Source organism: Akkermansia biwaensis, from assembly GCF_026072915.1.
Lineage (GTDB): Bacteria > Verrucomicrobiota > Verrucomicrobiia > Verrucomicrobiales > Akkermansiaceae > Akkermansia > Akkermansia biwaensis.
Genome location: NZ_AP025943.1, coordinates 741,710 through 756,912 on the forward strand (window position 1 = coordinate 741,710; position 15,203 = coordinate 756,912).

A 15,203-nucleotide genomic window follows, 5' to 3' on the forward strand; every position below is an offset into this window, starting at 1 on the left:
AAACGATGGATTAAAATGTGGTCTTCAGTCCTACTTCAAACGTGCGGGGATCGCCCACAGTGCACTGAACGGCGTGGCGCGTGGACTGCACATACTTCTTGTCGAAAATATTGTACACGGCCAGCCTCAGCGTAGCGTCCTTCAGCCATTTGGTTTCCGGCAGGGGAATTTCCACAGTGAAATCGAACACGCTGTAGGAGGGAATCGTGTAATTATCCGCAATCTTCTCGCCGCGGAACGTAGCGTAATAGGAATCCTTACAGCGGTAGCCCAAGCCCAGCACAGTACCGTTCAACAGGCCGCCGTCAATCCGGTACTTCTGCCAGATGGCCAGAGCATTGGGCGCAATGGTGGGATACACTTCCCCGGTGGTCCGGTTCTTGGTGCGCGTGTAGGTGTAGGAAAGATAGGAACTCCAGTTCTTGGTGATCTCCCCGTTCAGGGAAAGTTCCACGCCTTCCGCCCGCTTGGAGCCGTCCGCATAATACCTGTCAAGGGAGCCTGGCAAAGTCACGGGAGTATTATTCTGGATAATATCAAACCAGGAGGCGGAAAACCAAACCTTGTCCACCGGGCTGACGCGGAAGCCGAACTCCATCTGGTCCGTCCTCCAGGAATTGGTCAGCTCCTTGTTATTCTCATCCTTGTAGCCGAAATTGGGTGCCGAAGTGCGGGCGGCATTGGCGAACAGGGCCACGCGCTCCCCGATCATGCGGGTGATGCCGAAGCGGGGGCTCCAGGCAAACGCGTAATTGTTGTCCATGCTGAAATGGGCGTCACCGCGCACGCCGGCCAGGAAGCGCCATTCCCCGTAGGACAGCACGTCCTGCAACAGGAACCCTGCGCGCTGGATAACGGAATCGTCCGAATTCACGCCGGAATAATCACGGGGGGAAGGAATGACGGGGGCCGGATTATACAGGGAAAAATAATCGTTCGTGTTATTCATGGATGAGCCGTCCCCGTACACACTGCGCCCCGTATAGGACACTCCCATGAGCGCTTCATGCGCTACCTGCCCGGTCTTGAACTCCGCCACGGCGTTGGAATAGAAATTCCAGTTGATATTCTGCGTGTCGCTCCAGGAAGCCTCATACTTGGCCTTCCCGTCCGCGATCATCTGGTCGTAATACTCCTGCGTGGTCATACCGCCCCCGCGGCCGGGAGAAGAGGAAACGCCCCAGATATTATAATCCACGTCGCTGTAGCCCAGGCCGCCGCCAATGCGCACCGTCCAGACTTTTTCCAACTTGCGTTCAAAATCAAGCATCGCCAGCAGGGACTTGGAATTGAGGCGGCCGCTCGGAGAACCGTACCAAGCGTCGTAGGGACCCACAAAATGGCCGGCCAGAACGGGAATGCCCATATAGGTGGGCGAATTCTGGTACTGGAAACTGGTCGTCAGCACCGTCTTGGTGCGGGAATCATGCTGCCAGCGGAAAATGGGGGAAACCGTGTACTTCTGGCCGCCGTTGGCGCCCCCGTTCAGCCAGAACGGGCGGTCGTATTCCGCGGCGACCACCGTGCGCAGGGCGAAACCGTTCGTTTCGTCGCCCCGGTAGCGGGTATCGTCAATGGTCATGCGGTACTTCTGGCCGTGGTGGGAAAAACGGGCATAGGCCGTCAGCTCCGTCCTGTCCACAAACTCCGGAGTCTTCAAAACCAGGTTGATGGAGCCGCCCGCGCCGTAAGGCCCCAGCGTGCTGGACTGTCCGCCGGCAATGGAGCCGATGGGCCCCTTGACGATTTCAATACTCTCAACCAGGGACGTATCCATGCCGTACCCCATGCCGCGCGGAAGGGGCATATTGCCTATCTGCACGTCACTGCCCGCAAAACCGCGGATGGTGTACTGGTCCGCCGTGCGGGACATCAGCATATCCCCCCCTGTATTGACGGAGGAATCCATGCGCAGGGCCTCCACCAGGGAATCGGCCCCCTTGGACTCCATCAAATCCCGCGTAATCACGTTTACCGTCTGCGGAACCTCTTCCGTCTTCATGTTCGTGAGCGTGGCCGTGCTCACCGTCTCCGCCCGCAGGGACTTGGAGCGGATGGTCATCACCCGTTCCGGCATCTCCTGAACATTCTCTTCCGCTGCCGGCTTGTCCACGGCGGCATAGGCTGACGGCCCCAGGACGAGAAAGCTCCCAATGGCGGCGGCGCGGTGCAGTCCGCGCCCGTGGCGGCGATAACGGCGGTTATTCATGGCAGGTAAACGCATGCGGCAAGTATAAAACGGAAAGCCGTTCCGTCCATGCCCGTTTGTTAACAATTTGATAACAGCCGCCTTTTATCCCTGCAAACCCGGGGCGTATCATACACGGAAAAAATCTCCGGAAAACCTACAGCCCCAGAGCCTGCGCCCTGCTCTTGCCGGCTTTTTTCAGCCATTCCGCCAGGGACTTCTTGTCCCCGACCGCCAAAAACTTCCGCACGTCGCCCAACTGGGCCAGGGCCGCATCCAGCCGTTCCAGAACGGCCGGGGAATTCTCCGTCAGAATCTCCGCCCACATGGACGGTTCCCCCATGGAAACCCGGGTGGTATCGCGGAAACCGCCGGCGGACACCAGTCCCAGCAATTCCACATCACCTCCGTCCAATGCGCTGTGAACGCATAGTGCGGAAAGAGCGTGCGGAATATGGGAAATGCGGGCCACGGTGGAATCATGAACCGCCGCCTGCATCCTGATGCAGTGGCAGCCTGCGCGCTCCCAAAACCTCTGGAGCAGAAGAAGGACATCCTCATGCACGTGTTCGTCATTCGTCAAAATACAGGTAGCCCCCTGGAACAACTCCGCGGAAGCATGCTCCATGCCCTGCTTCTCAGAACCCGCCATGGGATGGGAACCGATAAACGCCACTCCGGCCCGCGTCAGCACAGCCCCCACGGACTGGTGCACGCATCCTTTCACGGAACCCACGTCAGTCACGACGGCGCCCGGCTTCAAGGCCGGCAGCATGGCGGTCACAATATCCAGCATTACCCCTACGGGAGTAGCCAGAACAACAAGATCCGCCCCCTGCACTACTTCCTCCACCCGGGTGGAAACGGCATGCGCCGCACCGATGGAAAGAGCGTATTCCAGCGGTTCCGGCCTCCTGCCCCACAGGCGCACATGGACATGGGGCATCCGCGCCCTCACCGCCAGCGCCAGGGAGCCTCCCAGCAAGCCGGGCCCCGCAATGGCTACGGAAGAAAAGGAAGGCTGTTTCTTGGAGGCGTCTTTCATGGTCTTGCGGGCGGAAACATCAACGCCCCGGAACACGGAACATGTCCAGGGCGCGGCCGGCATCATTCCGCCGTTGCATCAGGGCACGCGGAACTTCTTGACCTCGTTCGGAAAATTGGTATCCCGCAGGACGGTTCCGGAAGGATAGGGCTTGTTCGTGCTCCTGTTCAGAATCTTGATCTTCTTGGTGCGGTCATACGGACTGACCACCACGGTGGGATCGCCCGTAGGCCAGGCGACGGGAATGGAAGAATTGGCGGCGGGCTCCACAGGTTTGGGCGGGGCGATTCCGGTGACGGGAGGATTGCCCACTGGATTCGGAACCGTGGGACTGGGAACGACAGGCTGGGAAGAAGCGTTATTATTCCCCCGCCCAGAAGACGGTTGATGGTTCCTTCCTCGGTTCGGGCCGGATCGGGATTGAAACCGGAATTCTGCGCGGACGACGGATCCAGAGGATTTCCTCCCTGAACTTCGCTCAGCAGGCTGTTACCCTGGCTCCCAAGGGCATTGGGTCCGGACGGATAGACATTCTCCGTAGGATAAATGCCGATGGGACGTTCATTAATGCGTTCCGTCTCGCAGGAAGGCAAAAGGACTGCGCCTGCGGCAAAAAGCATGCCAATCGTCTGGGAAGTGTTCATATAATCTCTCTTCAGGTTATATATTTCAAAGCCATCCTACGACCCCCACCTTCTTGTCAACCATAAAGCCCGTTTGCCGAAACACTTCATGACAAGGGAATTCTTGAGCTTCGGGAACAGGCCGTCCCCATCCCTCCCCGCTTTATTCCGCTGACTTCCCGGAAAAACCGTCTTTCCGGGAGGAACGCCTTTACGGTCTCCCCGTCCCCTCTTCAAATCATCCAAGGCCCTTTAATTCCCGTTTAAAGCATATCTTACGAGACGCGTTAACCAGTTCTTCCGCCGGAAAGAAGCCGCCGCATTTTCTCTCCAAAGGGAAAAACACCGCCATACCGTCCGAACAACATCCCTGCGGAACATATCGAGGCAAATGGAGCAACGCTGCGCTTCCGTCATAACCGGTTGCCCGGCGCTGTACAGTAAGCTGCCGGAACAGGCCGTAATCCTCCCTCCATCTTCACCGGGACGGAATAAAACTCAGGATGAAAGCATCCGCAATAGATGAAAGAGCTCAAACAGCAATCTTCTCAAAAAGCCATAGGCGCACTCCGACGGGAGCCGTTTCCCCGCAATCACTACAACTTCATAGGATTGTTCTATCCTTTCAAAAATGAAACACTCCACGCTGAGAATTCACGGAACAATCCCCTCCCCGGCCGGAATTCCCCGCCGCAGCAACGCTCCCGGACAACATCACGGCGGCACGCTGACAGACGGCGGTTCTCTGCAAGTCATATGAAAAAACGTTCGTAGATGCCTTATAATTTCAGGAAAACGCACTTCCGGCGCCAGGGATGCAATAGACAGATTATCCTTCCCTAGCGGGTACGTTCTGCTACAATCCGCCCCACATGGATGACGTACAGACATCTAAGAAAAAAACACCCTCGAAAAAGGAATGGAGGGGTTTTTATTCCCTGATTCTCATACAAGCCCAAAATGCCTTCAATGAAAAGGCGGCCCAATTCCTGCTGATCCCGCTGGGCGTCTGGCTGGCCGCGAACAACATCGCATACGGCCCGGACTCCTGGGTCAACTCCCTCCAATACATCCTGGGCTGTATCTTTGTACTGCCCTACATCCTGTTCTCCCCCTTTGTGGGATGGCTGGCGGACTGCTTCTGCAAGGCGCGCATCATCCAATTCATGTCCTTCCTGCAAATCCTGGTGCTGGGGGCCATGTTCCTGTGCTTCAGGTATGAAAACATAGAAATGGCTGTTTTCTGGTTCTGCGTCTTTTCCGTCCAGGCAACCATTCTGAGCCCAGCGAAAAAAGGGGTGGTCAAGGACATGGTTGGGTCCCGGCAGCTCGGGTACGCCTCCGGGCTGATGGAAATGAGCCTCATCCTCTCCATGCTGGCCGCCCAGATCGGCATCTTCGTGTGGTTCGACATCCTGCAGGTATCTTCCAATGACGGCTGGGAGGCGGCGGCCTTCCCCACCATGATCCTCACCTTCATTGCCATCCCCGTAGCGATAGCCGCCCTGTTCCTGCCCCGGTATCCTTCCAAGCAGACGCGGAAATTTGAATGGAAACTCTTTTACGAACACTTCGTCCAGCTCAAATACCTGTGGAGCCAGCGTGACTTGCGGCTCAGTGAAATCGGCATCTCCTACTTCTGGTTCCTGGCCGGGGCGCTGATGCTGATCTCCCTGCAAATTGCCCAGGAGCATCCCATAGGCGACGCCGGATTCAGCATGTCCGCCGCCATTCTGATGGCATGGCTCAGCGGCGGTACCGTGGTCGGAGGCGTCATTGCCTCCATCATCTGCCGCAAGAAAATCGAGCTGGGACTGATCCCGCTGGGCGCCATCGGCTTCACGGTCGGCTGCATCGCCATGTCCTTCTTCCCCCCCGGCTCTCTCGCCAGCAACATCGGCTTTGGCATCACGGGCGCCTTTGCGGCGGCCTACCTGGTGCCCCTGAACGCCCATCTCCAGGACAACTGCGAACCGTCCAACCGGAGCACGGTCATCGCCGCCGGCAACCTCATGGACTGCATTATGGGCCTGGTGGCCGTAGGGTTCCAGCTCATGCTGAGAAACATCTTCTCCGTCCAGAACCAATTCTGGGTGCTGGCCATTCTGGGCGTGGTCATCACTATCGTGGCGTTCCGCCTCATCCCCCGCGAATTCATCCGCATGATGGGACTCTGGATCATGCGGATCGTGTACCGTTCCCGCATCATCCACCAGGACCGTATTCCGGAAGACGGAGGGGCTATCATCGTCGCCAACCACGTTACCTACGGAGACGCTCTCTTCCTCTCCCTCATCTGTCCGCGCCCCATCCGCTTCATCGTGGCGGAGGAATTCGTGGCCATCCGCTGGCTCGGCTGGATACTGGAACTATTCAACTGCCTCCCCATCTCTTCCCGGAATCCCCGTGAATCCCTCTCCAAAGCCATCCAGGCCCTCAAGGCCGGGGAAGTCATCTGCATCTTCCCGGAAGGACAGCTCACCCGCACGGGCACCCTGTGCGCCGCACGGAGGGGGCTGGAAATGCTCGCCAAAAAATCCAGCTGTCCCATCATTCCCATCTATATGGACGAGCTGTGGGGCAGCATCTTCTCCTACTCCGGCAACCGCTTCTTCTCCAAGGCCCCCCTCCACGTCCCCTACCGTTTCACGGCGGCCGTCGGCGAACCCATCGCGCCGGATGCGGTCAATCCGCCGATGGTAATCAACACACTGCGGGAACTCTCCTCCACCTGCCTGGAAATCGCAGCCAGCATCGGGAGGGACGCCATTCTGAACCATCTGGAGCACATCGGACACAAACCCCTTGTCACAGCCAAAAACACGCGCCTTACCGGCTACGAGATAGCCGAATGCCTGATGAACGACACCGTGGAAGCCGAAAACCCGGAACTCCGGAAATGGCTGGCCACCCTGCTGGACTGCTCCCGCTCCCAGAGCCGCCTGTGCGACTTCTGGATGAACGCCCAGCAGCTTGAACGGGTGAACGCGCTCCAGCCCAGGGAACTCCTGCTCACCAGCGTGGGACATGAAGAAGTCCATGAAACGGTGGCCGCCGTCCTGTGGCCCATCCTCACCGGCACGCCCGTTTACCTGATTGGGGACGGAGACCACAGCATGCCGGAAGGAATCAGGCAGATAGCAGGTTCCGACTTCCTGCGCCGCAGGCTCTACAGCCTGGTTCCGGAAACGCGCACACCCCTGTATGACTTCAGCGGCTCCGGAGACCTCGTTCTGCCCAACATCGGCTGGCGGCCCTGCTTTGCCACGGACCGCGGCATCATCCTGGCCATGTCCATGAAAAGGAGCGTCTTCAAGCTGGATGACGGCACCGTCCAGCTCGGCATGCGCGCCCGAACGCGGGGACGCCTTCTGCCGGGCTTCTACCTCAACCCGCCTTCCTCCACCGTCATTGCAGGCGCCACCCTGTCCACGCCCTACTCCCTGCCCCCCAACCTGTACCTGGACGAATCAGGCTTCCTGGCGGAACTCCAGTCTTCCAATCATGAATAGCAACTCATCCCATCCCCGCCTCCCCTTCCCGCAATACGTCATGACCCTGGCGCATGCCGCAGCCCTGCGGTCGGAAGACCCGTACCGCAAGGTGGGCGCCGCCGCCCTGGATGCGGACAACCGCGTCATCGGTACCGCCTACAACGGGCTCTACCCCGGATTCAAGGCGGAAGACTCCTTCTGGGCCAGCCGGGACGAACGCCAGAAATACATGCTCCATGCGGAAATCAACCTGTGCAGCCTGTTCCGCCGCGGAGAGGCCAGGGTGGTGGCATGCACCACGATGCCCTGCACCTCCTGCATGCAGGCCCTGTGCGCCCACGGCGTAAAAACCATCTACTACTGCGAGCCCTACGACAAATCGGAGGCTCCCGCCATCGCCTCTCTCTACGGAGTGGAACTGATCCAGGTCACGGACTATCCGCTCAGCGCGCACTTTCCCCTGGTGGTGGACTGCTGAAGCAGGCGGAAACCGCTAACTCTGCGAGAGGTTGAAACTCCATCCTCCCATGGACTGGGGCTCCCCTTGAACCGCCGGTCCCAAATGGGGGCCGAACTCCCTGCACGTTCCGGAAACGATGCTGCCGCTGTCGCATTCGGTACCGTCAAAAACAATGGAAACGTCGCTCATGGTGCAGTACGTATCGCCATCCTCACCGGCCTTGATATCGAGAATCATGGAATTGTGGTCGGGACGGACTGCATACGTATAAACTCCCTTATAGGGAAATTGGTTCCCAATCCGGATAATATTCACATCACTGCCTGTGAATTGAAGGCTGAACAAGGTCATGCTTCCGTTCGACAGGAAAGCCGTGCGTCCGCTCAGGGAAAATTGTCCGTCATCTCCGGAGCGGCCGGACCCGCCGCCGCACCCGGCCAGAATTTCTGTCAGAGCTACGGAAAACAAAAAGGGAAACAGAGGAAAAATTCTCATCGGCAAAAACATGGACAATTACAAATATTAAGTCAAGTAAAGCAAGTCATTTTCTCATTTTTCCAACATTTTTTCATAAAAAAAGCCGCCTGTCGAAACAGGCGGCCTTCAACAACAGGCACCGGAATCAGCCGATCCAGTTCCAGGTAATGGGAACCTCAATATCCGGATGCAGGCTGTGCTTGACGGGACAGCTCAACGCGGCCTGTTCCAGCATCTTCCTGTCCGGATGATCCGCAGGCAGCGGAACGCTGATCACTACTTCCAGCTTTCCAATGCGGCGGGGGTCCGCATTCATGTGTTTGCCCACTTCCACCGTCATCCCTTCCAGCTTGATGCCTTTCCGGGCGGCTACGATGCCCATGATGGTGCTCATGCAGCCGGCAAGGGCCGCACCCACCAAATCCGTGGGGGAAAAGGACTCCCCTTTCCCGTTATTGTCCACAGGAGCGTCCGTGGAAAACTGTGCTCCGGACGGTTCATGCACCATGGAGCAGCGGAGGCCGCCTTCGTACATTGTAATAGTTTTTACCATGGCCGTATTTTATACAAGGTTTGCGGCCATGCAACACACAAACATTGAATCTGGCGTTTCTTTATGTTACCCGAATTTCCCATGAAAAGCTTTTTCCATGCGGCCATCCTCTCCCTGGGTCTGCTGCCGGGCATCATCTCCACGGGAACGGCACAGGACTTTGGCGCCATGAGCTTCGGCGGCGCCGGAGACTTCGGGACGCCCCAGGCCTCAGGCACGGCCAGGGCCACGGTGGAATCCTACGCAGCGGAACCTTTCGTAGTGGTAACGGAACTGACCCTGCCGGACCACTGGCACGTCTATTACAAAAATCCCGGCTCCGTAGGCATGCCCATGGAAGCTTCCATGAAGGAAACGCCCGGATTCCGCATTGAAGGCCCCTTCTGGCAGGTTCCGGAGCTGGGCAAGGGAATCGTGGACTTCTACGGCTACAGCGGCAACGCGAAAATGGCCTTCCGCATCACGCCGGAAAACAACGCCCCGGAACAGGCCTCATTCACCACCACCATGACCTGGCAAATGTGCGCGGAACAATGTGCCGCGCCGGAAACCAAAAACTTCACCGTCACCCTGAAACGTGGGGAAGGCCGGCCCTCCCCGGAAGCAGGCTCCCTGGTCCGGGGACTTGTGGGGCTCTCCACTCCTGCCTGGGCGCAAGGCATGCAATCCCGCATCTCCCAGGAGGGAAAAACCGTCGTCCTTCATCTGAAAACGTCCGGGACTCCCCTTCCGGACGCTCCCGCCTACTTCTTCTGCGACCAGGGGGAAATCAATCCGACCGTTCCCCAGACACTCAAAAAACTGGATGATTCCACTTACGAGCTGTCCATGCAGTTCAACGACACTACGGACGGCCTCTACCCCAACAACCTGCCGGAAGCGGACAAGGGCAAGCCACTCTCAAGCCTTTCCGGCATCCTTCGCATAGGCGATGAAGGCGTCGGCATCACCGCCCCCAATGCCCCCTTCTCCACAGCGGGGCAGGAATCCGCCGCAGCGGCCTCCCCCGAATCTCCCGTTCCCGCCCCCCCCGTAATGGGTCTGGCGGAAATCATGTTCTTCATGTTCCTCGGCGGCATCATCCTGAACGTCATGCCGTGCGTCTTCCCGGTCATCGGGCTCAAAATCATGAGCTTTGTCCAGCTGGGCGGCGGGGAAAGAAAAAAAGTGCTGGCCCATTCCCTCACCTTCGTACTCGGCATCATGATCTCCTTCTGGATCATCACTGCCATCCTGATCGCCCTGAAAGCGAACATGTTCGACTGGTCCTCCCCCGCCGGACCCGGAATATTCAGCGGCGACTTCTGGCTGGGCCGCGGCGCTGAAGGGATCGTCAACTGGGCATTCTGGTTTGAAAACCCATGGGTGAACTTCTGCCTGCTGGGGCTGATGCTGGCCCTGGGGCTGAGCATGTTCGGCGTCTTTGAAATAGGCGTCAAGGCCACGACGATGGGCGGCGAACTCCAGCATAAAAAAGGCTATGCCGGCTCCTTCTGGTCCGGCGCCCTGGCCACCGTCATTTCCACCCCGTGCAGCGCCCCGTTCCTGGGGCAGGCCATCGGCGCCGCCATGCTCCAGCCCCCGCTGGGCATCGTGCTCTGCCTCACCATGATGGGGCTCGGCATGTCCCTGCCCTACATCGTGCTGGGAGCCTTCCCCGTCCTGACCAAATACCTTCCCAAACCCGGAGCATGGATGGAATCCTTCAAGCAGGCCATGTCCTTCCTCATCTTCGGCACCGCCGCATACTTCCTCTGGATATACATGGCCTTCTTTGATGCGGACAATCATCCGCAGGACATCCTCTTCCTCTTCTTCGGCCTCGTGTTCTTCTCCATGGCCTTCTGGATCTACGGCAGGTGGTGCCCCATCTACCGCAGCCGGAAATCGCGCATTACGGGGGGCATCTTCGCCATCCTGTTCCTTCTTGCCGGCCTCTTCTACATGCTGCCGCCGGAAAGCTCCGCCTGGTTCGGCCGAGAATCGGATGCGGGAATGGCGGCTCCGGCGGACAAAAAGAACGCCGGCCATGCGGAAGAAAGCGTGTGGACCCCCTGGAGTCCGGAAGCCATGCAGGCTGCCCTGGACCAGGGAAAACCCGTTTACGTGGACTTCACGGCCCGCTGGTGCTCCACCTGCCAGGTAAACAAGGCCTCCTACACGGATGAAGTGCTGGCCGCCTTCAAAAAATACGGCATCGTCATGATGAAGGCGGACAAAACGCGGACGAATCCCGTCATTGACCGGGAACTCAAAAACCTGGGCCGCACGGCGGTTCCCGTAAACGCGCTGTACCTGCCTGGAAAAAAACCGGTCGTCACCAGAGAGCTCCTGTCCCCTTCCTACCTGCTTGAATTCCTGGAAACGGAAATGAAACGCTGAAGCGTTCCGTCTCCGGGATATCCTCCCCGGAGATGCAGAAACGCAGAAAAAACGCCCTCTGAAAAAAAGCTATTCGCCCTTCTTCAGAAGCGGCAGAAGAGCATCCGCCCATACCTGATAGCCTTTCGCCGTCAGATGGACCTTGTCTCTGAACATGCCCTCCCGGAATGTTCCATCCGGATTCAGCAAATCCCTGTTAATGGACAAAACGGTGGTTCTTGGAAGCCTGAGCTTACGCAGGAGTTCATTAATCTCCTCCTGGCGCTTCCGCAGCGGACCGCGGGGATCGGGTCCGTAAGGAGTCACCTCCATCAGAATCAAATGAGTGCCGGGGAACTTCTTCAGCAGGCGTGAAGCCACCTCCCGGATGCCCTTCACCGTATCTTCCGGAGCCTGCTTCCCTTCCCACAGGCCTATATTATTCGTCCCGGCCAGTAAAACGCAATACCGGGGCGGTGTCTTCACGGCCAAGCCCGTATCCTCCATCCTCCACAGCATGCTTTCCGTCCTGTCCCCGCTTACGCCGAAATTGACGGCCTTCATCGGTAAAAACAATTTCTTCCAAAGGTCCGCACCCTCCCGCTCCCATCCCTGCGTGATGGAATCCCCGACGAACAACACGCCGCATTCCTTGCCCATCAACTGTTCCCGGACAACCTTGTAGCGCGCCGGAACCCATGGCTGCGTATTCAGCTTGGCAACATCGGGAGGATCGGGAACGGCATACTCCGGAGAAATATTCGCAACAACGGAAGACACGGCCCAAAACAGGCAGGCGGTTAAAAAAACGCGTATATTCATTCTTCATGAAAATACGATCTCCCATAGAATATACTTTCTTCCCAGGAAGAAAAATCACTTCCCTACCGCCTTGCCGAGAACCTCCAGGGGCTGGCCGGACAACTTCAGCTCCCGCACCAGAAAACGGACGACCAGAAAACTCGCCAGAGCATCGTACAAGGCGTCATGCCACTGGCGTCCGGGCAGCAGGGCATCCACGGAAGGACTCACTCCGAGGGCATCGCACAAGGTGGACAGGGAATAATCCGGCAGTCCGGGAACGCACATCTTCCCCAGAACCAGAGTATCCAGCCAGGGACCAAATCCGTGTCCCGGAAATCGCCGCAGGAACTTCCTCTCCGTGGCCGGATTGTGGCCCGCCACCACGGCGCCGCCCAGCCGGGAGCGGATATCAGGCCACAGCGCATGAAAAGGCGGAGCGTCCGCCAGCATCTCCGTGGTGATGCCGTGTACCTGTGAAGCCGACCACAGGACCGGCCTGTCCGTAGCAATATAGGAAGTCCACAACTCCGGCTCCGCCTCCAGCGAGGAACACGCGGCAATGCCGATCTGCACGGGCTGGTCCGTATCCCCCCGGGCAGCCCCGGCGGACTCAAAATCAATGGCGGCAAAACGCAGGCTGCCGATGATGTCCCCGGCATGCGGCATATCAGAACAACTCCAGCTGTGCGTACTCCCCGGCAGGCATATCGTCGTCCATGTCGGTATTCTTGGCCCTGGGTTCCGCCAGGCGTGAACGCTCCTTCTTCCGGGGCCGCGTGGAATTCATCTCCAAATGGGACAAAATGGCCTTGGCCCGGTCCACAATCACGGCGGGCATCCCCGCCAGACGTGCCACCTGGATGCCGTAGGACTTGTCCGCCGCACCCTGCACGATCTTGCGCAGGAAGACGATCTCCTCCTTCCATTCGCGGACGGCCACGTTGTAATTCTGCACACCCGTCCGGGAACGCGCCAGATCCGTCAGCTCATGGTAATGCGTGGCGAACAGCGTGCGGGACTTCAGTTCGTCATGCAGGTACTCCGCCACGGCCCACGCGATGGAAAGACCGTCAAAGGTGGCCGTGCCACGCCCGATCTCATCCAGAATAATCAGGGAACGTTCCGTAGCGTTATTCAAAATCAGGGAAGTCTCGCTCATCTCCACCATGAAGGTGGACTGGCCGCGCGCCAGATCATCGCTGGCGCCTACGCGGCAGAAAATGCGGTCCACCAGCCCCACATGGGCGGCTTCCGCCGGAACATAGGAACCTATCTGCGCCATCAGCGTAATCAGGGCCACCTGCCGGATATAGGTGCTCTTGCCCGCCATATTCGGGCCGGTCAGCAGAATCAACCGGTTCTCCTCTGGTTCCAGGAAGGAATCGTTCGGAACGAACACATCGCCGGACAGGCTCTGTTCAATCACGGGATGGCGGCCGTTCACAATGTGCAGCGTCATGGAATCGTCCAGCACGGGGCGGCAATACTGGTACTGCTGCGCAATCTCCGCCAGCCCCAGCAAAACGTCCAGGTCCGCCATGGCGTCCGCGGTAATCTGGATGCCGTCAATGTGATGGCCCACCTCCTCCCGGAGAAGGAGGAACTGTTCATACTCCACCTGCCGGGAACGTTCGTCCGCCCCCAGAATGGTATTCTCCATCTGCTTGAGCTCCGGGGTGACAAAGCGCTCCGCATTCACCAGTGTCTGCTTGCGCTGGTAATCGGGAGGCACCTTGTCGTAATGGGACTTCGTCACCTCGATGTAATAGCCGAAAACATTGTTGAAGCGGATCTTCAGAGAATCAATGCCCGTGCGCTTGCGCTCCTTCTCCTGAAGCTGGGCCAGCCATGCCTTGCCGTCGCGGGAGGCCAGGCGCAGCTCATCCAGCCCGGCGTGATAGCCCTCCCGGATAATGCCGCCCTCCTTGATCGTCACGGGCGGTTCATCCACCAGCGCGCGCTGGAGAAGGTCCACCAGCTCATCAAAGCGCCCCATGCGGGAACGGATGCTCTCCAGCATCTCTCCGCCGCCGGGCAGGGACTCCAAATCATCCCTCAGCGCGGGAATCCGGTCCAGGGAACTGGCCAGGGCCTGCAAATCGCGGGCATTCCCGGCTCCCTGGGAAATGCGCCCCGTCAAACGCTCCATGTCGCGGACATTCTTCAGGCTGTCCCGGAGCTTGCTCATCAAAAAAGGCTCCTGCAAAAGCGCCGCAATCATGTCCTGGCGCGCCTGCAGCCTCCCCAGATCGCAGAGGGGGTGCAGCAGCCAGTCCCGGAGCTTGCGCGCGCCCATCGGCGTGCTGGTCCGGTCCAGCGTCCCCAGCAGGGACAGCTTCACGCCCCCGCGGGAATCCACCAGGTCCAGGTTCCTCTGGCTGGCCTGGTCGATCAGGACGGCATTCTCCGTAGCGCGCACGGAAATGCGGCGCAAATGTTCCGTCGGCCTCCGGAGCTGGTAGCTCAAATAATGCAGAACCGCTCCGGACGCCCCGAGCGCCGCCGTCATCTCCCCGCAGCCGAAGCCGTCCAGGGAATGCACCCGGAAATGGTTCAGCAGGCTGGGAATGGCCGTGGAGGGAAGAAAAGTGTACCCGTCGTAATACAGGGTGGGATGGGTGCCGGGAAAGCTCTCCTTCTGCTCGTCGCTGATCAGGAGCTCGGAAGGATTAATGCGGGACAACTCGTCCAGCAGCAGGTCCATGTGCTCGAACTGGGCTACGGAAAACTCCCCCGTGGTATGGTCCACGCATGCCAGGCCGAGCTGCTTCTTGTCCTTATACAGGGCCACGATGTAATTGTGGCGGGAGGAATCCAGCAAATTCATATCCGCCAGAGTCCCCGCGGAAATGACACGGGTCAATTCCCGTTCCACCAGCTTTCCGGGCTGGGGCAGTGTGGTCTGCTCCGCAATGGCGACGCGGCGTCCTTCCTTCACCAGCCGCCCGATATAGCCTTCCGCGCTGTGATGGGGGACGCCGCACATCGGAATGCCGTGGCGCTTGGTCAATGTCAGCCCCAGAAGGGAGGACGCATCCTTGGCGTCCTCAAAAAACATCTCGTAAAAATCCCCCATGCGGAAGAACAGCAAGACGTCTTCAGGTAGCCCGTTCTTCATGCGAAGATACTGCTCCATCATCGGGGTTGTGCTGGGTCCGGCCTTACTCATAAATAACACTGAAAGACTAATCCGATTCC

General features: G+C 58.7%; 11 protein-coding genes. 3 read left to right on the forward strand and 8 right to left on the reverse strand.

Features of this window, described 5'->3' with window-relative positions:
• Positions 1-10: 10 nt before the first annotated feature.
• The 3 genes from OQH67_RS03010 to OQH67_RS03020 all read right to left on the reverse strand — a co-directional run bounded on the left by OQH67_RS03010 (position 11) and on the right by OQH67_RS03020 (position 3,545).
• Positions 11-2,224: a TonB-dependent receptor gene (locus OQH67_RS03010; RefSeq protein ID WP_215458891.1), complete on the reverse strand. Its 2,214-nt coding sequence runs from the start codon at positions 2,222-2,224 to the stop codon at positions 11-13.
• A gap of 121 nt (positions 2,225-2,345) precedes the next feature.
• A complete protein-coding gene (locus OQH67_RS03015; RefSeq protein ID WP_215458890.1) occupies positions 2,346-3,299 on the reverse strand; it encodes a prephenate dehydrogenase in 954 nt (317 codons plus the stop codon).
• A 12-nt stretch (positions 3,300-3,311) separates the two neighbouring features.
• A complete protein-coding gene (locus OQH67_RS03020) occupies positions 3,312-3,545 on the reverse strand; it encodes a hypothetical protein (protein WP_265145617.1) in 234 nt (77 codons plus the stop codon).
• A 1,183-nt stretch (positions 3,546-4,728) separates the two neighbouring features.
• On the opposite strand from OQH67_RS03020, the gene OQH67_RS03025 reads away from it, so the two are divergent.
• Together OQH67_RS03025 and OQH67_RS03030 are read left to right on the forward strand one after the other, a co-directional pair.
• Positions 4,729-7,368, forward strand: a complete 2,640-nt coding sequence (locus OQH67_RS03025; RefSeq protein WP_067570894.1) for an MFS transporter — start codon at positions 4,729-4,731, stop codon at positions 7,366-7,368.
• Positions 7,361-7,828 carry a deoxycytidylate deaminase gene (locus OQH67_RS03030; protein WP_215435716.1) on the forward strand — a complete coding sequence of 156 codons (468 nt, stop codon included), beginning with the start codon at positions 7,361-7,363 and terminating at the stop codon, positions 7,826-7,828. Before OQH67_RS03025 ends, OQH67_RS03030 begins: the two co-directional genes overlap by 8 nt.
• Positions 7,829-7,843: 15 nt before the next feature.
• Here the strand turns inward: OQH67_RS03030 and OQH67_RS03035 are convergent, their stop codons facing one another.
• Positions 7,844-8,305: a hypothetical protein gene (locus tag OQH67_RS03035; protein WP_265145618.1), complete on the reverse strand. Its 462-nt coding sequence runs from the start codon at positions 8,303-8,305 to the stop codon at positions 7,844-7,846.
• 127 nt (positions 8,306-8,432) lie between these two features.
• Positions 8,433-8,840, reverse strand: coding sequence for an OsmC family protein (locus tag OQH67_RS03040; protein WP_215435714.1), 408 nt, complete (start codon positions 8,838-8,840; stop codon positions 8,433-8,435).
• Between the two features lie 81 nt (positions 8,841-8,921).
• Between OQH67_RS03040 and OQH67_RS03045 the strand changes: the two genes are divergently transcribed.
• Positions 8,922-11,222, forward strand: coding sequence for a protein-disulfide reductase DsbD family protein (locus OQH67_RS03045; protein ID WP_215435713.1), 2,301 nt, complete (start codon positions 8,922-8,924; stop codon positions 11,220-11,222).
• Positions 11,223-11,291: 69 nt separating this feature from the next.
• Here OQH67_RS03045 and OQH67_RS03050 read toward each other — a convergent pair whose 3' ends face one another.
• From OQH67_RS03050 to mutS, 3 genes are read right to left on the reverse strand one after another with little or no spacing between them, the layout of a single operon-like run.
• Positions 11,292-12,023: a GDSL-type esterase/lipase family protein gene (locus OQH67_RS03050; RefSeq protein WP_215458889.1), complete on the reverse strand. Its 732-nt coding sequence runs from the start codon at positions 12,021-12,023 to the stop codon at positions 11,292-11,294.
• Between the two features lie 54 nt (positions 12,024-12,077).
• Positions 12,078-12,671, reverse strand: a complete 594-nt coding sequence (locus OQH67_RS03055) for a 3'-5' exonuclease (RefSeq protein WP_215435711.1) — start codon at positions 12,669-12,671, stop codon at positions 12,078-12,080.
• Position 12,672: 1 nt separating this feature from the next.
• The gene (gene mutS, locus OQH67_RS03060) at positions 12,673-15,174 is read right to left on the reverse strand and encodes a DNA mismatch repair protein MutS (protein WP_257227004.1); all 2,502 of its coding nucleotides are present in this window, start codon (positions 15,172-15,174) and stop codon (positions 12,673-12,675) included.
• Positions 15,175-15,203: the final 29 nt, after the last annotated feature.